16 protein-coding genes and 1 tRNA gene are annotated in these 24097 nt (G+C 54.8%); 9 read left to right on the forward strand and 8 right to left on the reverse strand.

Annotated elements, in window-relative coordinates:
• The 6 genes from HMPREF2756_RS05275 to HMPREF2756_RS05300 all read right to left on the reverse strand — a co-directional run.
• Positions 1 to 499: hypothetical protein (locus HMPREF2756_RS05275; RefSeq protein WP_070619075.1), on the reverse strand; the 499-nt coding region annotated here is incomplete at its 3' end.
• A gap of 20 nt (positions 500 to 519) precedes the next feature.
• Positions 520 to 7479, reverse strand: a complete 6960-nt coding sequence (locus tag HMPREF2756_RS05280; protein WP_070619077.1) for a DUF6531 domain-containing protein — start codon at positions 7477 to 7479, stop codon at positions 520 to 522.
• A gap of 232 nt (positions 7480 to 7711) precedes the next feature.
• Positions 7712 to 8710 carry an NUDIX hydrolase gene (locus HMPREF2756_RS05285; RefSeq protein WP_070619080.1) on the reverse strand — a complete coding sequence of 333 codons (999 nt, stop codon included), beginning with the start codon at positions 8708 to 8710 and terminating at the stop codon, positions 7712 to 7714.
• A gap of 248 nt (positions 8711 to 8958) precedes the next feature.
• Positions 8959 to 11211: an RNA degradosome polyphosphate kinase gene (locus HMPREF2756_RS05290; protein WP_070619082.1), complete on the reverse strand. Its 2253-nt coding sequence runs from the start codon at positions 11209 to 11211 to the stop codon at positions 8959 to 8961.
• A 128-nt stretch (positions 11212 to 11339) separates the two neighbouring features.
• A complete protein-coding gene (mshD, locus tag HMPREF2756_RS05295) occupies positions 11340 to 12479 on the reverse strand; it encodes a mycothiol synthase (protein WP_070619085.1) in 1140 nt (379 codons plus the stop codon).
• A gap of 124 nt (positions 12480 to 12603) precedes the next feature.
• The gene (locus tag HMPREF2756_RS05300; protein ID WP_004005341.1) at positions 12604 to 13308 is read right to left on the reverse strand and encodes a winged helix-turn-helix transcriptional regulator; all 705 of its coding nucleotides are present in this window, start codon (positions 13306 to 13308) and stop codon (positions 12604 to 12606) included.
• A gap of 494 nt (positions 13309 to 13802) precedes the next feature.
• On the opposite strand from HMPREF2756_RS05300, the gene HMPREF2756_RS05305 reads away from it, so the two are divergent.
• Together HMPREF2756_RS05305 and HMPREF2756_RS05310 are read left to right on the forward strand one after the other, a co-directional pair.
• On the forward strand, positions 13803 to 14480 hold the full coding sequence (locus HMPREF2756_RS05305; protein ID WP_070619088.1) for a heme-binding beta-barrel domain-containing protein: 678 nt from the start codon (positions 13803 to 13805) through the stop codon (positions 14478 to 14480).
• 110 nt (positions 14481 to 14590) lie between these two features.
• Positions 14591 to 15799 (forward strand): CAF17-like 4Fe-4S cluster assembly/insertion protein YgfZ, encoded by a 1209-nt coding sequence (locus HMPREF2756_RS05310; RefSeq protein ID WP_070619091.1) that lies wholly within the window; start codon positions 14591 to 14593, stop codon positions 15797 to 15799.
• Between the two features lie 95 nt (positions 15800 to 15894).
• On the opposite strand, the gene HMPREF2756_RS05315 is transcribed toward HMPREF2756_RS05310, so the two are convergent.
• Together HMPREF2756_RS05315 and HMPREF2756_RS05320 are read right to left on the reverse strand one after the other, a co-directional pair.
• Positions 15895 to 16926 (reverse strand): 6-phosphofructokinase, encoded by a 1032-nt coding sequence (locus tag HMPREF2756_RS05315; RefSeq protein WP_004005338.1) that lies wholly within the window; start codon positions 16924 to 16926, stop codon positions 15895 to 15897.
• Between the two features lie 533 nt (positions 16927 to 17459).
• Positions 17460 to 18659 (reverse strand): pyridoxal phosphate-dependent aminotransferase, encoded by a 1200-nt coding sequence (locus HMPREF2756_RS05320; protein ID WP_070619093.1) that lies wholly within the window; start codon positions 18657 to 18659, stop codon positions 17460 to 17462.
• A gap of 386 nt (positions 18660 to 19045) precedes the next feature.
• On the opposite strand from HMPREF2756_RS05320, the gene HMPREF2756_RS05325 reads away from it, so the two are divergent.
• The 7 genes from HMPREF2756_RS05325 (at position 19046) to tehA (ending at position 24064) form a co-directional block, all read left to right on the forward strand.
• Positions 19046 to 19118 (forward strand) — tRNA-Trp (locus tag HMPREF2756_RS05325).
• Positions 19119 to 19187: 69 nt separating this feature from the next.
• A complete protein-coding gene (gene secE / locus HMPREF2756_RS05330; protein WP_004005336.1) occupies positions 19188 to 19469 on the forward strand; it encodes a preprotein translocase subunit SecE in 282 nt (93 codons plus the stop codon).
• Positions 19470 to 19561: 92 nt separating this feature from the next.
• Positions 19562 to 20290, forward strand: a complete 729-nt coding sequence (nusG, locus tag HMPREF2756_RS05335) for a transcription termination/antitermination protein NusG (protein WP_037231160.1) — start codon at positions 19562 to 19564, stop codon at positions 20288 to 20290.
• Between the two features lie 234 nt (positions 20291 to 20524).
• Complete coding sequence (locus tag HMPREF2756_RS05340) at positions 20525 to 21070, forward strand: peptidoglycan recognition protein family protein (protein ID WP_004005334.1); 546 nt, start codon at positions 20525 to 20527, stop codon at positions 21068 to 21070.
• A 396-nt stretch (positions 21071 to 21466) separates the two neighbouring features.
• The gene (rplK, locus tag HMPREF2756_RS05345; protein WP_004005333.1) at positions 21467 to 21895 is read left to right on the forward strand and encodes a 50S ribosomal protein L11; all 429 of its coding nucleotides are present in this window, start codon (positions 21467 to 21469) and stop codon (positions 21893 to 21895) included.
• Positions 21896 to 22017: 122 nt separating this feature from the next.
• Positions 22018 to 22722: a 50S ribosomal protein L1 gene (gene rplA, locus HMPREF2756_RS05350; RefSeq protein ID WP_070449081.1), complete on the forward strand. Its 705-nt coding sequence runs from the start codon at positions 22018 to 22020 to the stop codon at positions 22720 to 22722.
• A gap of 358 nt (positions 22723 to 23080) precedes the next feature.
• Positions 23081 to 24064, forward strand: coding sequence for a dicarboxylate transporter/tellurite-resistance protein TehA (tehA, locus tag HMPREF2756_RS05355; RefSeq protein ID WP_070619096.1), 984 nt, complete (start codon positions 23081 to 23083; stop codon positions 24062 to 24064).
• The last annotated feature ends 33 nt before the right edge of the window (positions 24065 to 24097 follow it).

Here is a 24097-nt window from a genome sequence, read left to right on the forward strand (position 1 = left end):
TCTGATGACCTTCAAAATACTCCTCAACGCGAGGGAGAAAATCTTTCGACACCTCAAACCCATACCCAAAAAGAACCTCATACCCTTCATGACCGGCAGGCCGCATAGGGTAATGAAACTGCATCGAATCAATGAGACGTACTACATAGTTCGCATAACTGTCACCCCCCAGATAATCGGCCATCTTTAGAACATCTTCAAAATGTTTAAGATAAACAAACAGTCCTTGGCGCATATCTAGCCAGTCGATTTCAGTAGCAAGTTCTTCAGCCCAGTATGAGTCAAATTCACCACTAATTTCATTCTCCCAATCAAGTCGGATCGCTTCCATAAGTCGATACCCAAAATCCCTAGTACCTTGCACTCCTGCGCAATCGACCTCCACAACGCACCATCCTTCTTTCTCGAGGTAAGGGCGCATATAATCTTCCCAGTATCGATCTTCTGCAAGAAACAAGGGCGCAACAAATTTCCTAGAAGAATTCTTTTTATAAGGCATCAATTTTCCTTCCTCGATTTTTACCCGATAAGACGAATAAATGTGTGATAATGATCTGGAGAGTAATACATACTCCCATTACTGCCTACTATTATACGGTGTTTTGTTTGTGGGGCGATGGCTTTCCCATTTTCTTGGATATGTTTTGCGCGAGGAATTGCATTATATTCTGTATAAGTAATACCATTACCGTTTACATCCTTAGTGGGAAGAATGTTACCGGAACTGCCATTTTCTGGCTCGTTATTGTAAAATTTCGGCTTTTCCAGTTTACGCCATTCACCATCTCTAGGAATATCTCCTTCCTTCCAAATGTGAGTAGCACCATCCTTAACTTGAGAAGGAATCATGCCTTGATATTCATTTGCTTCCAGAATTCTATGATCTTCACGGTTCTTACCCACAAGCCCGCTAAGCTCAGTAGACCTATCAGGTGCTACATTTTCTTTCCCCCAGGGAGTAAATTTAGGTAAAGATTTCTTCGCTTGCTCTTCGGGAGATGAAGTGAAATAGTCAGTTTCAGCAGTTTTGAATTTTTCACGATCTCGATAGTACTCGATTCGTTTACCATCTACTTCAGCGGGCATTTCTTGGCGCGGCGTCTTGGCTATATCAGCTTCTAAGCTAGATTTAAGTTCAGTGGCCGTCGACACAGGTCGAGGTGCAGCTTCAATCTCAGTTTCTATCGGTTGAATACCGCTTTTATCCTTTAGAGGACGCACCATCTCTCGACTCTCGGCAGTGGGTTTCTCTAATGATGGAGAATCACCCGTCACACCTTTCGCCGGAGGCAGGTTCTCAACCTTCGGTTCCTCCACAGGTTTCAGCTGCACATTGGGTTCGTGTACTGTTCCTGATGTCCTGTGGTCGAGAGATCCGGTATGGGTAGGTTTGGGTCCGTTGGGTATGTCTATCTGATGTGGGCTATTGTGCGGCGTGGGGTGCACTTTGGGCACTACGTGCTCGATGCCCAGCAGGCTGGTGCGCGTCCATGTGGCAATGCGGTCTTGGATTCCATTGATACGGGTTTTGACGGCGTTAACGGTGTTTTGGGTTTTAATGACAACAGGGGACGTCTTAACCCGATTAACCGTTCTGGAGATAACGGGGACTTTCATCGCCTGGTTGCCGGTGGCGCGTGCTACGGGCGGCCCGGCTTTGAAGAGCATCCCTATGAGTGCGGCTGTGAGTGCTTCTTTCCCGCCTTCCTGAAGGGCGTAAGCCTGCACTTTATCCCAGTCGATATTGCCGTCGGGGGTGTGGAAGTCCATGCCATCAGCGGCACCGTTGGCGGCACCAGAAATAAAACCAACACCGCCAGCCAAGAGGATACTTGTCGGCGCTATGAACAGGGAACCAATAACACCTACAAGAGCCAGAAGGCGCAGACTCTGCTGCACGAAACGTTCGCCTTCTTGGCTCTGATACTTACGGTAATCTGCAACCGTCATGGGGCGCTCACCCCGAGGGTCCACATGCTCCAGCGGATTATTGCCTGCATATGCGTAAACGTCAGCAAACCAGGATGAACCAGCTATTGCGGCCTTCGGGTCTGTTGAGAGGAAACGACGTGAAGGGCTGTCATAGACGCGAGCGCCTAGCATATCTAGACCAGCTACGCGCAGCGACCCTGCACCCGTGAACTCGAAACCGGTGGGCAGCCCGGGCACCGGGGTAGCGCTTGCAGAAGGTACGCCCCAGTCTGTCGGCAGCCCGGGTGTGCTACCTAATGCCGAATCGAAGGTGCTGCCGGTCAACCCGGGGACGTTGAGGGTATGCCAAGGTGTCACTCCGCCGGGTATACCCGCCTGCGAAAAGCCGCCGTCAGAGCTAGGCGCGCTCGTTGCCCCAGCACCCAGAAGATGCGGAATATCCGACCTGGCATCCCACATGAGAGGCACTGTAATGCCCTCACCATCAGAAACAGCGGATACCTCACCCACCGCATCAGCAATCAGTGAAGTGCGTGAAATACCTACACGTGAGGAAACAGAGTCTGTTACCGATGTCAGGCCGCCGTAGGCACCCCAGCTATATTCGCGAGAGTATGAGGCACCGGTGAGCTTATCGGTCGTGACTTCACCACTACGTTCGCCTGCCAGGTTGTAGGAGTAATCCGTGATGGTATGAGCGGCAAGCTCCCCAGCGCCGCCTCGTGCACCTGCGTATGCGCGAGCCTCAACGGCGACTAATTGGTTCGCTTCGTTATGGGTGAAGATACGCTCACCCTCCAGAACACGAGAACCTGCAGCCGTGCGTTTAGACCCGTTAGAACTATCGAGAGCAAAGACGCGCTCGCGCATCATGACTCCGGCTGTGTACTCCCACTCCCACACGTGGGATGCTGCACGGGCGCCCACAAGCTGCCCGGCATCGTCATAGGAGTACAGCACAAGACCATCCGGTGAAGTATCAGATCCCGTTGAATCTAACCCAACCACACGACCGTTATGGTCACGGATCACTTGTGTGCGTTCAAGAACCTTTGATTCTTCAAACCCTCGGACATCGGTGAGCGCCTGTTCACGCACATAGTCTGAGATTAGCCCGGTAGTGCGCTCGTGCGTCCAGGAAGACACCATATCTCCCACCCGAATCCGCGTGAGACGTCCCAGAGGATCGTAGGAGAATACTGAAGAGATAACGTCGTGAGCGGGCTGTCCCGTGGCGTGTGTTGTTACAGCTACCGTTCGACCGGCACCATCTACGGTGCGTGTAGATTTTGCGTAAGGGGTTACTGACGTGATCAGATAACCATCGGCATCATACGAGTACGTTAGCGTATATGCGCCGGTTTTGATAAAGGTATTCAAAGCGTGAAGACGCTCGTGTATATCATCGTCTGCATGAGCGTTGCTTTGCTCGTCCGATCTTAGGAATCCTGAACGGCTGCGAGAGATCAGACGGTCGGAGGAATCATAGACAAAACGATGCTCAAGGTACGGCTTTTCGACACCAGCAAAGGTGGAAGAATCGCGATCCCGGAGTGTAGAAGCTGAGGCGTAGTCACGCACCGTCACGGTCCGATGACCAATAGATGATGCTCCGGGGGAGTACGAATACTCCGCCGCGCACACACCATTGACGCTCAAAGACGCGAGCAGACCGCCACCCTGATAGTCGTAGGAGTATGCACGGGTTCGCTCACCATTATTTTCAGACAGCAGACGACCTGCAGCATCGTAGGTGTACGTAGATGTTATCTCTGCCGTAGAACCCGCGCCCTTAACAGTGCGGATAAGCTGACCTGCGGCATCATAAATATACGTGGTGACCTGACCGGTCGCATCCAGGGTGCGCACCATCTGCCCAGCAGCGTCATACTCGAAATGGGTGCGATACCCTAAGGCATCTACAGCAGTCACTAGCTGACCGGCTGCATCATAGATGAATCTGCGGTTACCAGCACTGTTATCACTCATGCGGATCAGGCGTGAGCACCGGTCGTATGCATACGTTGCTGTGCGAGCCCCATGCTGCACCCGTATAATCCGGCCAAGGGCATCGTACGTCGTATGCTCAGTTGTGCCGTCAGGATAGGTTCGGGCAATAATACGAGATGCGGCGTCGTAGGTTAGCGTTGTGTACGCCCAAGCGGTAGGCTCTTCCCACTCCATGTTCTCGCCCACCGTCGGCTTCTGTTCGGGCACGCTTAGCCCCACGCCCATACGCCGCAGCCGCCCGGCTTGATCATAGTCGAATGTTTGGGTACGTCCCGCCGCAGATACCTCGCGTATCAGCCGGTTTGCCGCATCGTAGGTGCGGCGGGTGAGCTCGCCATGAGCATCAAGAGTTTCAACAGGGTTGCCTGCGGCGTCATAGCTTGTAAACTCGGTAACAGTTTCGCTGTTTCTTGGGGATGCACTCGATGACTTTGAGTTTTGAGATGCACGTCTAACCGGCTGCGAAGAGTGGGTGTTGTTCTCGCCCTCAATAATCACCCGTCCCAGATAATCGACGTGACGGAATGAAGATCCGAGTATTCCGCCGGAGGACGTAGTTTCTTTGCCCGTTCTACGATTTACAGTGCGGTGCGTAACAACGCCAGTAGCATCCGTAATCTGGCTGATTTCGCCAGCCAAGTCGTAGTCAAACTCACTCCGGGCACCCAGAGGATCTGTCACCGCAATAAGTTGTGACAAGCCATCGTATTCATAGTTGGTTACGGCACCGAGGGCATTAATAGTCTTGACCATGTTGCCCCAGGCATCAAATACTGCACGGTTGGTACGACCCAGTGGATCCGTGACAGCGGTGAGCTGGTTGCCGTTATTGTACTCAAAGTGCGTGACATGACCGTAAGGATCTGTCAAAGAAACGGGCAGCTGACCCATAGGGCGCGATGTATCGCGTACACGGTGAGTGTCGCTTTGGCGAACAAAAGCAGGAACATCCAGCTCTTCGGGAGCAAGCTCAGGGTACGTGAGAGACCAGCGTGAACCGGCAGCATCCGTAACCGAGGCGATTTGCCCGGCGGAGTTCCAATGGGTAGAGGTTACGTGACCTAGAGCATCCCTAACCTGCACTATTCGACCGTGTTTGTCGTACTCTAGATGGGCTGTATCGCCAACGCCGTTTGTTATGCTGATCAGCTCTTGACGTGCGTTATAGGTGTATGTGGTACGTACCCCGGTGGGGTCAGTAACACTCAGAAGGTTGCCGTACTCATCCCAGCTATATTCTGTAGTATGTCCATTCCCATCAGTCATAGTGATGGGGTTTGGGTTTGCACCTGTTGGTTCGTAGGTATATGACACTACCACGGGATCACCGGGGTTGAGCCGATCACGGAAATCACATACAGAGGTCGTGAGCAGGCGGTTATGTTCGTCCCAGGTGTACTTAGACAGTGCGCCCTCGGGGGTAAGCTGTTTCGCTAAACGGCTGTGAGAGTCGTAGGAACGGCTTATCGTAGAGCCATCGCGTTCAGTAACGCTGATGCGGTTGCCGAATTTATCGTAGCGCATGACTTGGCGGCTGCCATCAGCAGCCGTCATAGAGCTAAGACGTCCGCGTTCATCCGAGCGCCAAATATTAGAGCTGTCGCCGGTTATCGCGTCAGCAACAATCGTCATAATGCCTGGAGCATACACGAAAGATACTTCACGGGAATGTTCTGTCAGCTGGTGGACCACACGTCCTTGGCCGTCATAGGTATTAGTGACTTCACGGTGGCCGTTCACGTCCCAGACTTCTTCAATAAGGCGCTTAGCGTTATGGGTGTAACGACGAATACCGTCAGGACGGTTAACCGCTGCTAGCAGATCATCATCGTCGTAAATGTAGGTGACGGTATCAAGTATCTGCACATCATGATCTATGAAATAGGTGCTGGCAGATTCAGGGCGAATACGGTTATCACGGGGTGAGTTGCCGTAGCGTATCTGAAGACCTCGACCTGAGGCCGGGTGAACAATGTCAGTTAGCTCTAACGCACCCGTTGCGGAATCCGATGAGTAAAGAGGCAGTGTTAAGGTTGCATAATGCCCCTCCATCACGCCTGTCCAGGCACCAGAAGGATCGTAGAAGTATCGAACGTGCTTGGAATTGTAAACAACCCAATAATATGCGGGTGCAGTAGGTGCGCTGACCTTGCGCCCACCGTTCTCTGCCGTCTTGATTGCTTTTGTCGTCGCTGTGGAAACATAGCTGTAAAGCTCGTCGCCGGGAACAGTTTTGCTAAGCCAATACGATTCGGAAGGAACACGACCAAAACCGTCGCCCATACGAGGGAATGCAAGAGTCCGACCATCAGGCGTGTGCCATACAGCGCCCGTGTTACTCAACGTAAGCTGAGTATCAAGCGTAGAAAACCAACCGAGACCAAAGATGCCCGAAGGGGCTTCTTCGGGATAGGTAACGGCAACGCTGTTGTACATACGTTCAAGCTTGATGAGCGATGCCGCAGGAGCATGCTCGAAGGAGAGATCACACTCATGCTCAATGAAATTCCCTGTGGCAACATTTACGGGATCAAGCGCATATCCCGCTGAGTATACCGCGCCGGTTATTGTCGCACGAGAAACGTCAATACTCGGACGATCTGTAGAAATTTTCTGTTCCTTCAGATAATTCCGGATATACCCCGTATTAAGGTACTGCGGATAATCCAAAAAATCTGCTTCAGAATAAATAGGGCCTAACATTCCTTGAGAACCAGCTGTCGCGAAAGCTTCCGCAACAGTGAGAATCCAACGAACATCAGATTGGTTAGCATCAACCCATTTTGCTAGCGAGTTAAAAAGGCTTGTAGCATCAAAAAAACCCCATGATGTATGCTCAACAAAAGAGCTATAGCATTTGGTGATATTGGAGTAAAGCTCGGCAATTCTTTGATCTAATGTGGAGTTCTTCTGCGCAAATTTCACGATGTTGCCAGGAATAGCCGATGTAGTCTCGGTAGCATCCTGGGCGGCATCCCGAGCCCTCTTTTCGGCGCGATGCGTACGGTTGCGCCCAATAACCTCTGCATTTCTGCCCGTATTACGGGATTTGATAATCGGGGCGCGTTCGTCGAACTTGGGACCTTCGCTATCTAGATTAGGCTGTGGTCGGGGAGGGTAATAGGCAGCGGGATCTTTCTGAAAACTTATAAATGTATTGCGATTATCATTTTCAATGTTATCTCTGATCTTCTTCTTTTCTTCCTCCCAATGTGCCATAGCCTCACGGAATTTTTTACGATTCTCATTTTCTTGGTGTGCGGCATCAGTATATTTCTGCAGGTCGGCGGCGGCATCGCCTAAGGCTGTAATCAGATTTTTACATTCAGAGATGGAATATTTACAGTTCTGATCAAAAATTCGTGCGAAATGTCCTTTAAACTCATGTTGGGCTATGCCGATATACCGCTGCCGTTCCGGAAGCTGTATTTCTAACTTTCTTTTTAAATACCTGAATATACTGAGCAGAATATCGGCATGATTAAAATCGAACTCAACATCACGCTCTAGAACGTGCATGTTGTCGTATTCGCCCATAGTTTATGTATCTTCCGTGATGCGTGGCTGGAAACTATGCTGAACCTAAGTGAAAGGTTGAAGCTCAACTTATGTTACCAGATGTGAACCCCCGATATGAGCACATCCTGTAGGGGCCTGAGGCGTTGCATGAGCTTGTCTAGTCATCTGGAATACTTGAGCCCCTCGAAAGTTTTCGAGGGGGCTCAAAACTCGCGCACTTCCATGCGCATGAACCGCGAAAGTTCTGGTGCTAATCAATAACCGGGCGGATGGTCTCAACCGAGACGATACCACCGTGCTCGGCGGTTGAGACCTGCAGGACTACCGCATCCCCTGGCTCCATATAGGGGTCTTCGGTGGGAAGAATTTTCGCCGAACCCTTCATGAGGTGGCCTTTAAGAGCTTTAAAAACTAGCGGAAAAACGGGGCGATGCGTGCATAGCAGCGAAGGAACTTCCTTTACGAACAGCGATTCGGTCACTTTTGCCGTGCGTTTAGGATGCCCTGCCGCGCCGCTCTCTGAGAGGGACTTCTTCTCTTTGATCGCGATTGCATGGTCGTTCGCATAGGGCGCCACGGTCTGCATGCACCGCAGCCATGGAGACGAAAGCAAACGGGTGGGGGAGTATGCCTCCAGCAGGTGGCTATGCGCAAGCGCCTGGCGTTTACCGGTTCCCGCGAGTGGGCGTTCGTCGTCGGCGGCAGTCCAGTTAGACCGCGGTTTTGCCTTGGCGTGCCGCATAATGACGACCGGGCGAGTGTGCAGAGTACCGGCTTTATGGTGAGCAACGAGCGCATCCAAAGGCTCGTGGTCGGTGCTGTTGCTCAAGAGCTTGCGTGCCTCTTTGGGGGTTACCCAGCGGATTTCATCAACTTCGCCTTCGTCAGCGCGGGGATGCTCACCCACGGGCAACTGTGCGGCCCAGTAGAACACATCCTTGGGGCGCCCCGAGACCATATAGTTGGTGACCGCCAGCGGCACGCCGAGGGTTATTCTGAGGGTGACTTCTTCGCCTACCTCACGAACGGCGGTTTCAACGAGCGATTCGCCCGCATCCTGCTTGCCTTTAGGCCAGGACCAGTCGTTATAGCGGGGCCGGTGAATCATGAGCACTTCAAGTTTTTCGCCGTGCAAGCGCCAGACGAGGGCACCTGCGGCAACGACTGGCGCTGTGTTTTCGCGGGTGCGGGTGATGGCGAGTGAATTATCGTATACGTGGGCGGAATAGTACGTTGATTCGGTGGTCACGGGATCCTCTACGAGCTGGTAGTGATGATGCGGTGTACTCCCATTCTAGGGGAAAAATCTTCAGAGGCGTCACCGTCTCGTAACCTTGTGTTCACCTTCGTAGTAAAAATCCGAATGTTACGTGGCTTGGCGCCCTGCGGAGCGCAATTATGGGCATATAGTGTGGCTTTCAGATCGAAAATTCACTATAGTGCTACTTTTCGGTCTGAAAGCCACTTGCATATGGATTTTACGGAAAGGGAAAACCGCTAAATCTTGTCGTGGTTCTTCCGGGAGCGCGAGCGCAGGTAATAGGACTGCACATCGCGCAGCGGGTTGCCGTCGGCATCGGTATCGAAACGCTTCCACGTGCCGTCACCTGAGAGATGCCAGGTGCGGGATTCGTCGCTCATGTAGACCGTGAACATATCGAGCAGGTACTTGATATGGCGGGGGTCTTTGACCCTTACGAGCGCCTCGATGCGGCGGTCGAGGTTGCGGTGCATCATATCGGCAGACCCGATATAGACGATGGGTTCGCCCGCATTCTCAAACGCGAAGACGCGCGAGTGCTCCAGAAAGCGCCCAAGCACCGAACGCACCCGGATGTTCTCGCTGAGTCCGGGTACACCGGGGCGCAGGGCGCAAATACCGCGCACGACCACATCGACGGGAACTCCCGCCTGCGAGGCACGGTAGAGAGAGTCGATAATCGCCTCGTCCACCATGGAGTTGCACTTGATCTGGATGCGCGCCTCCTTGCCCGCCTTATGATTCTCAATTTCGCGGTTGATGCACTCAATGAGTCCGCTGCGCAGCGAACGCGGGGCGACGAGCAGCGACTTGTAGGTGGTTTTCGGTGCGTACCCGGAGAGCTGGTTGAACAGGCGCGAGACGTCCTCACAAATCTGCTCGTCACAGGTGATAATGCCGAGGTCTTCGTAGAATCGTGCGGTGGAGGGATGGTAGTTGCCGGTGCCGATGTGTGCGTAACGGCGCAGCTGGTTGCCTTCGCGGCGCACTACCAAGGAGAGCTTGCAGTGGGTTTTCAGTCCGACCAGGCCGTAGACCACGTGCACGCCTGCGCGTTCGAGCTTGCGCGCCCAGGAGATATTAGCTTCCTCGTCGAACCGTGCCTTAATCTCAACGAGGGCGACAACCTGTTTGCCTGCCTCGGCGGCTTCGATCAGCGCATCGACAATGGGGGAGTCGCCGCTGGTACGGTAGAGGGTCTGCTTGATAGCCTGTACCTTCGGGTCGGCCGCCGCTTGCGCAAGAAATGCTTGCACACTGGTGGCGAAGGAATCGTAGGGGTGGTGCAAAAGTACATCGTGATCGCGGGTCGCGGCAAACACGTCCGCCTCTTTGGCGGTTTCGGCGGCGTTAAGCCAACGGGAGGTATGCGCAATATGCTTGGGGTAGTGCAACGCGGGGCGGTTGGCGCGCACGATCGCGCCCATACCACGCAAATCCAGCGGCGCGGGGAGCTTGTATACTTCGGAGTCGTCGATATTGAGCTCAGAAATAAGCAGGTCAAGAATCGTGGGGTTGATCGTATCTTCAACCTCAAGACGCACGGGCGGGCCGAAACGGCGGCGCAGCAGCTCCTTTTCGAGGGCCTGCAGCAGGTTCTCGGCATCGTCCTCTTCAACCTCAAGGTCTTCGTTACGGGTTACGCGGAAGACATGGTGCTCAACAACCTCCATGCCGGGGAAGAGCGTGTCAAGGTGCTCTGCAATGATAACCTCTAGCGGAATATAGCGGGATTCCTTGCCGGTCGTGTTGGCGGCGCGGGGACCATCCACCGAAATCATGCGGTCAAGCTGATCGGGCACCTTCACACGCGCGAAAAGTTCCTTGCCGGTCTGCGGGTTACGAACCAGCACCGCAAGATTCAGTGAAAGCCCCGAAATATAGGGGAAGGGGTGCGCCGGGTCTACCGCGAGCGGGGTGAGAATCGGGAAAATATCGCGCAGGAATTCTTGGCGCAAACGGGTTTTAGCGTCTGCATCCAAGTCATCCCAGCCCACAATATGAATGTTCTGTTTTTCTAGTTCCGGGAGTATCTGCTCGTGAAATACCTGGGCGTGGCGCTTTTGTAAGCTGTGAGCGGCGGTCGAGATCGCTTCCATCTGTTCGTCAGGACTCAACCCTGCGGCGGAAGGTACTGCCAGTCCGGTAGCGATGCGGCGTTTGAGCCCCGCCACGCGCACCATAAAGAACTCGTCAAGGTTCGAGGCCACGATAGACAGAAAATTCAGGCGCTCCAGCAGGTACAGATCAGGGTCTTCGGCAAGCTCCAGCACCCGGGAATTAAAATCGAGCCAGCTGCTTTCACGGTCGAGAAAACGCTCGGCCCCAAAATCGCCTTCGATGCTGGGCAAATCGAGTTTTTCACCCGCCTCAATGCGGTCGGCACGGGTATCGGCACGCTCAATCTTCGAGATATCGTTTCCGATGTGAATCAACCCGGTCAGCGGTGCCGGTTCGGTATTCTTTTTGGTATGCGGGTGGGGTGCCACAGGCTATTCCTTACTATGTTGAGGGACTAAGTTTACGATGCGCCGCTCGTCATCGAGCACAACGCAGAAAGAACGTTCGGTATGGGTATGAGCCGGTAAAGGATCCGCGCCCCCACCCCGAATAAACGCTAGATGCTGCCGGTCGAGATAACCGCCGTGGTAACAGCGGAGAGCACACCCGCATCCACACCGTTAGACGAACTCTTGCCGGATCCGCGTTCGGGGGCGTACATGCGATCCACGGTCGCAACTGCGAACCCTAACGACTCGTAGAGCTTCAAGGCAGGGGCGTTATCGGCGTCCACATACAGTTCGATTGCATGCAGAGGCTCGCCGTTTTCGTCGGATGCAAGCGCCAAATACGCCAGGGCACGCAGGGTCACGGTGCGCCCCAGACCGCTACCCTGGGCGTTTGGGCTGACCCCCACCACATAAATCTCACCCGCAGGCACCAGATCATCGAGCGGCTGCCCCGGCTCGGTCTGAGCGGTAGGAATTTTTGTCCACGTAAACGCCGCAATATTATGCGGGTCTTCCCGCTCAGAGATGAGAAAGAACCCCTCCGGGCGGAACCAGTCGCTGCCGGTGCGCTCGCGTAAGTCCGCGAGAGTCAGGCGACCTTGTTCGGGGTGCTCGGCGAAGGCTTCCGCGTTAACGCGAAGCCAGGGGTTTTCGTCGGCGGGGGTGAAGGTGCGCAGCTCAAGCGAGTCGGGCAGGGCGCGCGCATCCGAGAGCTCGGCAAGATTCTCACGGGTTTGCTCGTCAAGCGGAAGTACCATTTTGTACAGCACTCGTACCGGGGTGAAACCTGCGGCTTCGGCGAGCTCATTGGTGGGACTCTCAATACTGGTATCGGTTGCGCTTCCGTGTACCCAGAGATTGTAGTTGGCGGCCTCGCTTCCTAAATCCTCAATAACGCGAGTGAAGAAGGCGGAACCGAGCCCCTGCCCGCGCATCTGCGGGTCAACGGCTGCCTCAAGTACACCGGGCTCGTCGGAGTCTTCGGGGGAGGGAACGGCAACGAGCACAGCCTGTAACTCGCGATTATCAGCGGCCGGAGTGAATGCGAAAACTTGCGGTTTAACCAGACTCTCACCGCGCACCGCTTTCGAGAGCTCCACCAGAGTTTGCTCGGAGAAAGCCGGGGTACCGTCGTGCTTCTGTACGGCGCGTGCGAACTGCGTGAAATGCTCTAGAAGCTCAGCATTGAGGGGCATATTTTCGTAGTGCCCAGAGTCGAGGGTGAAGTTTTCGGGTGATGCCGCCATTCTCGCCTTCTTTCACATTGCCTACTGTTTAACTCTACCGGGTGAAAGCCTGCGTTTGAACCGGTTTGATGCAATAAGCACAATCTTCGAAGCACCAGAAAAAGAAAAGTATTTCGCCGCGCCGTTAGTCTTCTGCAGAAGGATCATGATGCGTATTCTGCGCGTGGAACGAATATCCCACGTTGCGCACCGTGGTAATCATCTGTTCGTGCTCAGAACCGAGCTTTGAACGCAGTCGGCGAACGTGTACATCGACCGTGCGAGTGCCGCCATAGTACGAGTCGTAGCCCCAGACCTCCGAGAGTAGCTGCGCCCGCGAAAATACTCGCCCGGGATGCTGAGCCACAAACTTCAAAAGCTCAAATTCCTTGAAGGTCAGGTTGAGTGCCGCTCCGTTCAGATGCGCCGAATAGGTTTGTGCATCAATGACCAGATTGCCGATGCGGATAATCTGCTGGCTGCGATCATCCGTATCTTTGAGCTCGGGTGCCGTAACCAACAGGCGCAGGCGGGCATCCATTTCGGAGGGCGAAGCCTGATCCAGCACAATATCGTCCACCTGCCACGAGGCGGAAACAGCCGCCATTCCGCCCTCGGTCAGGACAATCATGAGCGGGATAGTGATCCCCGCAGTCTTCAGAAGTTGGGCGGTATTGCGTGCTTTGAGCAGATTTTGGCGCGCATCCAGAATAACAATATCGTGTTCCGTGCCGATAGTACTCAGGGGCGAATCGAGGGGAAGCTCAATCACACGGTGGCTGAGCAGGCTGAGGGCAGGAATGAGTTCTTGCGCTCGTGGCGCATCGCTCAGTAACGCAATGCGGTACATACACCCTCCTGAATCTGCAATCCTTACTCGCACGGTTTTGTACTATTTTACTCATGCCTTTGTGTGCTCTTCGGGCACAGTACCTTCAACGGAGCTAAAACACGCAGCAGCGGTACGCGTTAAAGTTATTTTTACCCAGGAGAAAGCGCCGTGATCCGTGCTTTAGTTCAGCTATCTATGGTATTTTTAAGGCATGGACAACATCTTGTACTTAGAGATCTTCTTCATCTGCTTGATGGCTCTCATCTCGGTATGCATCGCCGTTGGTGCATACGCAGTACTTAAGGGTCTCTTCGCAGGGCAGAAGTAGAACGTAAAATTTTTCCGAGCCGAGGAAGGCTCACGGTGCCCCCGGTTAATGCTGAGGCACCCCGGGCGGGGGTGCGCAGACAGTGCCGGGGGCTTTTGCATGCCCGGCTCTCGTGCATCCCAGCCTATGGCGAAATAGCCCACGTTTTGAACTGCTGGCCACAGAAAACCCCTATAATAGGGGAATGGCAATTGAAATTCCAACCAATCTAACCCCTGAGCTCGTTCCCTTCGCGTGGCTTCTGGGTACCTGGGAAGGTACCGGAACCATGTGGTACGAAGGACAAGAGAATACCCCCTTCGGGCAGATTATTAACTTCACCCAAGACGGTCTGCCGTACCTGGAATACCGCGCCGAGTCCTTTCTTCTTGACGATAACGGGCAGAAACTGCGCCCGATTACCCTTGAAACCGGTTTTTGGCAGATCGACCGCCCCCTCACGGATGCCGACGGCGGGTTCGGGCTGGTACCCAAAGATATTGTCCCCGCTTTTGCCGATGCGGAATCGGTTGAAACTCTGCGCAACGAAGATGATGGGTTCAATCTGATCGCCACCATCGCGCACCCCGGCGGCATTAGTGAAAACTACGTAGGCATGATTAAGGGCCCGGTTGTGCGCATGCAGACCGGTAACCTGCTGCGCGACGAAATATCGCACGACTACGCCGGATCCGTGCGTCTGTGGGGCCTTGTAAACGGCAACCTCATGTGGGATTGGGAAATCGCCGATCAGGAAGGCAACCTGCATAAGCACGCCTCGGCGGAACTGCGCAAAACCTCATCTATGACCGGCGATTCGCTGGGCACAGGCATGTTTGGCTCCCTCGACGACGGCGCAGAAGAAGACTCCGCCGAAAACTAGGACTACTCCACGCAGAGTAAAACCCGCATACCCGCCGTTCCGCTGCGGTGTGCGGGTTTTGCAGACCGCCTGACCGCCACTCACGATAAAAACAGCACGAGAGGAACATCATGAGCGCCGTTGAGAATACCGCCGCCGATGCGCCCGAATACACCCCCACACTCAGCCCCCTTATGCAGGTACACGGTGCCTTCGCCGCAGACAGCCCGGATGCGGGCATCGCGGCGCATTACGGCAACCCCCTCGTCGAACAGCGCGCCCTAGCCCGCGACCGTGGAGCCACAACGGGGGACCCCGTAGTCGTGGATCGTTCCTCCCTCGGCATCGTGAGGGTCTCCGGCCCCGACCGCGCCAGCTGGCTCACCTCCCTCGCATCCCAGATTTTGACCGACATGAACCCGGGGGACAGCCGAGAATTTTTACTACTCTCCCCGCAGGGACGCATCGAATATGCACCCGCCGCCGTCGAGGACGGGCAGGCGCTCTGGCTCATCGTCGAAGGTGCACAGGCGGAGCCGCTGACCGACTATCTGAACCGCATGAAGTTCATGCTTCGCGTCGATATTGAGAATATGAGCGGAGAGTACGCCGTTATCGAGACTGCCCGAAACCCGCGCGGGGAACAGGGCGCTATCCATCCGGTCTTTGCGGATGCACTGATATGGCGCGACCCGTGGACGGCAGTCGTCGAAGGAGGCTACCATTACAGCGCAACGCCTGATGCGCATCCCGGCACCGACTACGAACGGTACCTGAGTATTATTCCCCATGATAAGCTCACCACCCTCACGGAAGGCGCTCAGCTGGCGGGCGTCTGGGCGGCGGAGGCGCTGCGCATCGAAGCCTGGCGCCCGCGCGCAGGTACCGAAATCGACAACAAAACCATTCCGCAAGAGCTGGACTACACCCGCACCGCCGTGCACTTCGAGAAGGGATGCTACAAGGGACAAGAAACCGTCGCGCGTGTGCACAACCTGGGACACCCGCCGCGCCGCCTCGTCTTTCTCGACCTTGACGGCTCTGAGCACACCCTGCCCGCAGCGGGCAGCGAACTCTTCGTAGAGGGCAAACCCCGTGCGGTGGGGCGCATCACCTCGGTGGCGCTGCACCATGAGGCGGGTCCCATAGCGCTCGCCGTCATCAAGCGGGCCGTGGACCCTGCGGCACCTCTGCGTGCGGTAGATACCAGTGAGGCTTCAAGCGATGAATCCTCAACCACTGCGACCGAATATGCCGCAGCACAGACCCTCATCGTCTCTCCCGAGGCCGGCGAAATCGCCCGCAAATCCCTTGCGGGGCAGGACTTCCTCAAACGCTAACGAACATGCGAGCATAGAAAACGCGGGTGCCCGGCCAGAAACACTCTGACCGGGCACCCGTTGCGTTCTGTGATAGGCGGACTACCGCCGAGCCCTTAGCGGCCGAAGAGAACCGCAGCCTCGTCCCAGCGCTCGCGAGGTACCGCCTTGAGACCGTCCAGAGCCTCCTCAAGGGGAACGTACTTGATTTCGGTGCCCTGAACCGAGACCATCATGCCCCACTTCTTTTCGTGCACCATATCGACGGCGCCCATACCCAGACGGGTTGCCAGCACGCGGTCGTAGCCGGTGGGTGCGCCGCCGCGCTGAATGTGGCCCAGAATAGTGTTGCGGGTTTCGATACCGGTGCGTTCCTCAATCTCCTGGGTGAGGTATTCACCGATACCGCCTAGGCGGGGGCGACCGTCCTTTTCCGTGCCCTTATTGGCTAGAACTTCGTCAAAGCCTTCGGGAATAAAGCCCTCGGCAACCACGACAAGCGGGGAACGGCCACGATCGTGCACTTCTTTCACCCAGTGGCAGATCTCGTCCATTGAAACCTTGACTTCGGGAATCAGAATAGCGTGCGCGCCTGCAGCCATGCCGGAGTGCAGTGCGATCCAGCCTACGTGGCGGCCCATCACTTCGGCGACCATGCAGCGGTGATGCGATTCGCCGGTGGTACGAATGCGGTCCATAGCCTCGGTCGCAATAGAAACAGCGGTGTCAAAACCGAAAGTGTAGTCGGTGGCGCGCAGATCGTTATCGATGGTCTTGGGGACACCGATGACGGGCAGACCCGCATCCGCCAGACGCTTAGCACCGGCAAGAGTGCCTTCACCGCCGATAGCAATAATGGCGTCAATCCCGTGGCGTTCCATCATAATTTCGATATTTTCGGGTCCGCCGTTAGGTCCATCAAAGGGGTTGGTGCGCGAGGTGCCGATAATAGTGCCGCCGCGGGACGCCAAACCGCGTACCTTCTGCCGCGGAAGATCCATGAAGTCGCCTTCGACTACGCCACGCCACCCGTCACGAAAACCGACGAATTCGTAGCCGTACTTCTTGACACCGTTGAGAACTGCGCCGCGGATAACGGCGTTGAGACCGGGGCAGTCGCCTCCGGAGGTAAGCAGACCGATTTTCATGATGGCTCCTTATGTCTGCGCGTGTTGGGTGTTCTGCGCGTGGGTAAAAATATGGTCTCCGCCAGCGTCGTGCAATGGATGCGCGAGCTCGGGAGACCATCCTCTTAGATACTATTTTAGCCGCGTTTGGGTTATGTGGGTAGCTGTGGAATTACTTGTGTTTTGCCACGAAACGGCATTAAAGTTCAGGTTTTAAATACTCAAAGCGCGGAAAAGCGTCTTATCGGGAGAGAACCATATGTGCGGTGGTAGCTCAATGCTGCCGAGAGAGTGTGTGGTATCTGGGGTGTAACCCAGAAAAGCAAGACATTAGGCAAGAAAGCCGTTTCTCTGTTCGCTCCATGGGATAACCAAAGCTCGGGTAATAATCATGATCGTGAGAGTTGAGCCCCTCAGCCTGAACCCCCTAAGCATATGCGAGGCACCCGCCGGACTTTGCGTACAAGTCAGAACGGGTGCCTTATGCATGAGATGTATGCGGTGCGATCAGAAGTGCTTAACTACTCTCTTGAGGACCGCAAAAACGCCTAGGTTTAGCGTGCGGAACCGAGTAGCTTCTGCAGGCGGGCAATGCCCTCCGTCAGGTCGTCGTCGCTCAGCGCGTAGGAGAGGCGCAGATAACCGCTAGGGCCGAAGGCCTCACCGGGAACCACCGCAACCTCAGCCTCTTCGAGGATGAGCTCGGCGAGTTCGGCAGAAGTCTGGGGGTGTTTGCCCGCAATTTCTTTGCCAAGAAGCCCGCGCACATCCGGGTAGGCGTAGAAGGCGCCCTTGGGGCTAGGGCAGTGAACCCCATCGATCGCGTTTAGTCCGTCTACAATTTTGGTGCGGCGGCGGTTGAACGCGGCATGCATTTCCTCAACGTCATTCTGCGATCCGGTGAGAGCCTTTAGAGCCGCACGTTGCGCGATATTGTTCACGTTCGAGGTCAGGTGTGACTGAAGGTTGGAAGCCGCCTTAACTACATCTTCGGGCCCGATAAGCCAGCCCACGCGCCAACCGGTCATAGCGTAGGTTTTCGCCACGCCGTTGAGAATAACGCAGGTATCGGCAAGTTCGGGAACAACCTTGAGTATAGAAACGGAATCCATGCCGTCGTAGGTCAGGTGTTCGTAAATTTCATCGGTCAGCACAAAGACGCCTTTTTCAAGCGCCCACTGGCCGATCGCACGAGTCTCCTCCTCGGTGTACACCGCGCCGGTGGGGTTAGAAGGCGAGACAAAGATGAGCGCTTTCGTAGCTGGGGTGTATGCCGCCTCCAGCTGTTCGACGGTGACCTTATAGTCCTGGTCGCTTCCGGCAAAAACCTCGATCGGGTTGCCGCCCGCCAAACGGATGCACTCGGGGTAGGTTGTCCAGTACGGGGCAGGGAGCAGAATATCGTCGCCGTCATCGATCACGGTAGCGAAGGCTTCATAGACCGCCTGCTTACCACCGTTTGTAATAAGTACTTGAGAAGGATCGATCTTAACGCCGGAATCGCGCAGGGTTTTATCCGCGATAGCCTGTTTGAGCTCGGGTAGACCCGATGCGGGGGAGTAGCGGAAGTTTTTAGGATCATTGAGGGCTTCGCGGGCAGCATCAACAATATGTGCGGGCGTAGGAAAATCGGGTTCACCGGCACCGAAACCAATTACAGGACGTCCGGCTGCCTTGAGTGCTTTAGCTTTGGAATCGACGATAAGGGTTGCTGAGGGTGCGATTGCGCCGATACGGCTGGATATGCGCGCCATGTGTGAATGTACTCGCTTTCATAGTTATTCCGCCGTGCGCCTTCGAGAGGGCTCTACGCGGCAGGCGGAATCGTGAAGTATCTCTCCTAAAGTGAAACTCGGCGGTGCGTGTGTGAGGCACGTCGAGCCCTTCTTATAAGCATAGAGAACATTGAGGGGGTGGAGAAAGTGTATGTGCAAGATTTTTTGAGTACGAAACCCGAAAAGCACAAAATATTGCCTCCAGTACTGTGTAGAAAGTTGCCAAAGACGCGGGGCTTAGGATAGAGTTATGTCAGCACCCCATGAGGGTGTTTTAGTTTGCCTCCTCGTGGGCCCACGGCTACGAGGCATTCGAGGATGTAAACACGTGGAGTAATCCACGACCGACGAAGTTTATGCTTCGAAGGGCGGTGGCTCAATTGGTAGAGCAGCGGTCTCCAAAACCGCAGGTTGCAGGTTCGAGTCCTGTCCGCCCTGCTAGTGCCTCGATGAAGTGTTCTGGCATCGTATAGGATGCGCAACTAGACGTAGAAAGGGGCAGCGAAAATGGCTAAAACTGCCACTGTGAAGACCACAGATACAGATATTTCTGATGACGTTCAACCTGGCGTCTTTGGTCGTATGTTCCGTTTCCTCCGCGAAGTTATCTCGGAGTTGAAAAAGGTTACCACCCCCACTCGCAAAGAACTCGCCATTTACTTCTTCGGCGTTCTTTTCTTTGTTGTTTTCATGATTTTGTTCATTTCGGGGCTTGACTGGGTTTTCGGTCAGGGATCCTTCTGGGTATTCGGTAACGGAACTCTGTCACCTAATCAAGGCGGGCGATAGTCTTCATAAGGCGCATCCGCGCTTATACCCGTACTATTTATTGAGCCCCCGGTGTGGGGTTAGATTCACGATGTAAAGAAAGTAGGAGCGACGTGTCCGAGCAGGAACAGGTACCCGAACTTGAAGAGACTGAGTCAGTCGAGGCTGCGGTTGATACCGAGTCTGTTGAGGCAGAAACCGCCGATGCGCCCGTCGCTGCCGAGAACGCACCCGATGAGAGCACTGTAAGCCCTCTCGAAGAGTTCAAAGCGAAGCTGCGCCGCCAGATTGGCGACTGGTACGTGGTGCACACCTACTCGGGTTACGAAAACAAGGTGAAAACCGGTATCGAGACCCGCATCCAGAACCTTGAGGCCGAGGACGAAATTTTCGAGGTTCAGGTTCCAATGGAGACCGTCGTCGAATACAAGAACACGGTCAAAAAGACTATTCGTCGCGTGCGTGTGCCCGGTTATGTGCTGGTGCGTATGGATCTGACCGACCACTCGTGGGGCGTGGTGCGCCACACTCCCGGCGTGACCGGTTTCGTAGGTCAGGATGCATACAACCCGGTGCCGCTGCGCATGGATGAAGTTTTCGACATGCTCCTGCCCGTGTTCGAGGAAGACCAGCAGAGCAAGGGACTGCCGACCCCGCAGCCCGTAGTGGAATCCGATTACACGGTGGGCGAGAATGTGCGCGTGAAGTCCGGCCCGTTCGAGGGAATGGATGCTACTATCTCCGAGATCAAGCCGGAGTCGCAGCAGGTCGTAACCCTGATTTCGGTCTTCGAGCGCGATACTCCGGTGACCCTGGAATTCAATCAGATCGAAAAGATCTAATCTTTTGTTTTTCACTATATGAAAGGCTCTTTATATTGAATAAAGAGCCTTTCATTATGTTTAAGAGAACTCTAAAAATTTAGAATACTCACCGAATAAACGTTATATATTAGCATGATAAATTCCTTGCATCTGGAAGGGTGAAATGGCAGGGTGGGTAGTGTCTGCCATAGAGAATACTCCCGCCTTGAAAATCGCTTCGCCATGTGAGCGGACAGAGATAAGGAGAAATAGATGAGTTATGAGCTTTTGACGAACCGTAAAACCGAGAATCGTCATAAAAATTACCGCCAGGTCAACGATATTTTCTTCCTTGTTGTTCACTGGTGGGATGATAAAAAAGGACTGTCTTTTGATAGCAATGTGAATTTTTTGTGCAAAAATAACAATAAAGTTTCCGCACACTATGTTTCGGAGGGCGGTCGCGTAGCGCAGATCGCAGAAAACGAGGATGTAGCGCTTCATGCGGGTAACTGGAATATGAACGTTGCCTCAATCGGAGTCGAGAACCGCCCTGAGGCCGACTCCGATGACTTTGCAACCCTTGCCGAACTTATCGTAGATATTGAAACCAAGATTGGACATACGCTCTATATCATCGGACATCGGGATGTCGTTAGTAGGTTATGTCCCGGCGTGTACTATCCCCGCATTCCAGAGCTGATTAATCGTGTAAATACCATCAAATCTCAGCGCGGAAACGCTCCTGCTCCTTTGACCGAAGAACAACGTGCAGATATGCTTTCTCGACTGCAAAACATTAAAAATAACCCTGGGTAGCTGTAATCGTGAGCGGTGGTGGAAGCCCCATTTTCAATGCTCACAGTGCTTTAGTCGTAACATCATGCTCATAGATACGAAGGTGTACCGTTGTCCGCAAAAACGGTACACCTTCGAGTTCTGTGATAACCAAGAGTTTTCCTGAACCTGCGTGCACTCCAAGCTAACCAGGTCAGGTGCGCACTTCGTCTCTGCATCCTAGAGAGCAAGCCCTCGGCTAAAAGGCTCGTTGCAAGAAATTCCGGTGGATTTAAAGCTGCTTTAACGCTAGAATATTCGTTTGTGTATGCGCATGCTCACGCTTTCATGCGCCCGCACGGGTGACCGCGCCACGGTCACCGTCTGCTGGCGTACGCTCCTGTACGTCAGTTTCCCAGCTAAGAAAAGGACCTAACATTGGCTCCCAAGAAGAAGGTCACCGGCCTTATTAAGCTGCAGATCCAGGCAGGCGCCGCTAACCCGGCTCCGCCCGTCGGCCCGGCACTGGGCTCGCACGGCGTGAACATCATGGAGTTCTGCAAGGCATACAACGCTGCTACCGAATCGCAGCGCGGTAACGTGATCCCCGTTGAAATTACCGTATACGAGGATCGTTCCTTCACCTTTATCACGAAGACCCCTCCGGCTGCTGAGCTTATCAAGAAGGCTGCTGGCGTTGCTAAGGGCTCGGCTGTTCCCCACACCACGAAGGTTGGTTCTATTACCGAGGCTCAGGCACGCGAAATTGCTGAGACCAAGATGCCCGACCTGAATGCGAACGACCTAGACGCCGCAACTAAGATCGTTGCCGGTACCGCTCGTTCCATGGGTATTACCGTCGAGTAATTAAGCCGTTTTCGGCACCGCGGTTTTCCGCATTTTAACTTGTAAATGCCCACGTTTGAGCGTGGGATGTGGCAGAGTCGAGCGCGGCTCACGAGACCACAACTGCATAAGGAGATAAGCAGATGGCAAAGCGCAGCAAGGCGTACAAGGCGGCTGAAGCCAAGATTGAAGAGGGTAAACTCTACACCCCCGCTGAGGCAGTAGCCTTGGCGAAGGAGACTTCCTCCGCTAAAACTGATGCAACCGTTGAGGTGGCTCTGCGCCTCTCGGTTGACCCCCGTAAAGCCGATCAGATGGTTCGCGGCACCGTGAACCTGCCCAATGGCACCGGTAAGACCGCTCGCGTGGTTGTTATCGCAGCTGGCGATAAGGCTGCCGCAGCTGAGGCAGCGGGCGCTGACTTCGTGGGGTCGGACGAACTGATCGCTAAGATCGCTGGCGGCTGGACCGACTTCGATGCGGCAGTTGCAACCCCCGATATGATGGGCAAAGTTGGTCGCCTAGGTAAGGTTCTGGGTCCCCGTAACCTCATGCCGAACCCCAAGACCGGCACCGTGACCATGGACGTTGAGAAGGCTGTTGCAGACATCAAGGGCGGTAAGATCGACTTCCGCGTTGATCGCAACTCGAACCTGCACTTCATTATCGGCAAGGCTTCCTTCTCTGCTCAGCAGCTGGAAGAGAACTTCAACGCCGCTCTGGAAGAGATCAACCGTTTGAAGCCTTCCTCGGCTAAGGGTCGCTACATCTCGAAGGCTACCGTTGCGACCACCTTCGGCCCCGGTATTCCGGTTGATCCCGCATCCGTAGTTTCGGCTGCAGCCTAAGGCTGGGATTCTAGGAAGCCTGTGGGCTTCTCAGACGTGAAAGAACCCGTCGCCCATGCGTATTGCACGCACGGGCGGCGGGTTTTCTTTATTCTGGCACCGTATCCCACAAGATTTGTAGAAGAACCACCCAGCCTGAAGCAGGCTTAGAGGAACACGCTTCCGATCCATATTTCCGCTCCCATGGTATTTCCCAGCGGTTCTGCCGACATATCTATTCTGGATGAAGCCGCCGGGAATAAACGGAGCTTCTTTCCCCTTATGCTTCGTGGCGTTAAAACGCTGACACACGATCTTCGCATCGCTCTTGAAGGGGCGAGCGCCGCCGTATACTGTGCATATAACCCGGGAGGATTACATGAGTACTGCCGCCGCGCATTCCGTACCTTTGGGTACGCCCACCACCACAAAACCGTTCCCTATTCCGACGAGCTATTTTTCGGTAGCGCTGGGAACGAGTGCGCTGGGGCTGTCGTGGCGGTACGGTGCCACCGCAAATTTGGTACCGTCCTGGGCAGGAGAGAGTATACTGGCGCTCGCCTCGGCAACCTGGCTGGCGCTGATCGCGGCGTTTGCCGTCAAACTTATAACCCGTCGCGATGCGCTCCAGAGCGAACTTCGAGACCTCGTGATGTGCTGCTTCTTGGCGCTGGTTCCGGTCACCACCATTGAGGTTGGGATATCCGCGTACCCCTATGCGGCACCGCTCGGGTATGCATTGATTCTTATCGGTGTGCTGGGGCAGCTGGCATTTTCGATGTACCGCACCGCCGGACTCTGGCGTGGAACGCATACAGTTGCGGCGACAACCCCGGTCATCTACCTGCCAACGGTGGCCGCGAACTTTGCTTCCGCGTCTGGGTTAGGGGCGCTGGGACACCGCGACTGGGCGATGCTGTTCTTCGGTATGGGTCTTCTCTCGTGGTTTAGCGTGGAGGCTGCAATCCTGGGCCGCCTGCGCACCGAACCTGCATTGGATCCTGCAGTACGCGGCATTATAGGGGTTCAGCTGGCCCCTCCGTTTGTGGGCGGTAATGCCTATCTGGCAGCTAATGGCGGGCACGTGGACTGGGTTTTCCTAGCGCTCACGGGTTACGGGGTGCTTCAGCTGCTGTTCCTGCTTCGCTTAGTGCCGTGGGTTCTCAAGGCCGGGTACACCATGAGTCTGTGGGGATTCTCCTTCGGATTGGGTGCTATGGCGGGCACCGGAATGCACCTGGTCGCGGTTTCTCAGCTCGTGCAGCTTGGCTGGGCGCTGTGGATTCTTGGCACCGCACTGATCGCGGTGCTTTGGCTCGGGATGCTGATGCTGGCGATACGCGGCAGGCTTTTAGCGCGGTAGCTTCATCGAACACGGATCCTCAGGAACGTGCGG

Source organism: Rothia sp. HMSC067H10, from assembly GCF_001810635.1.
Lineage (GTDB): Bacteria > Actinomycetota > Actinomycetes > Actinomycetales > Micrococcaceae > Rothia > Rothia dentocariosa.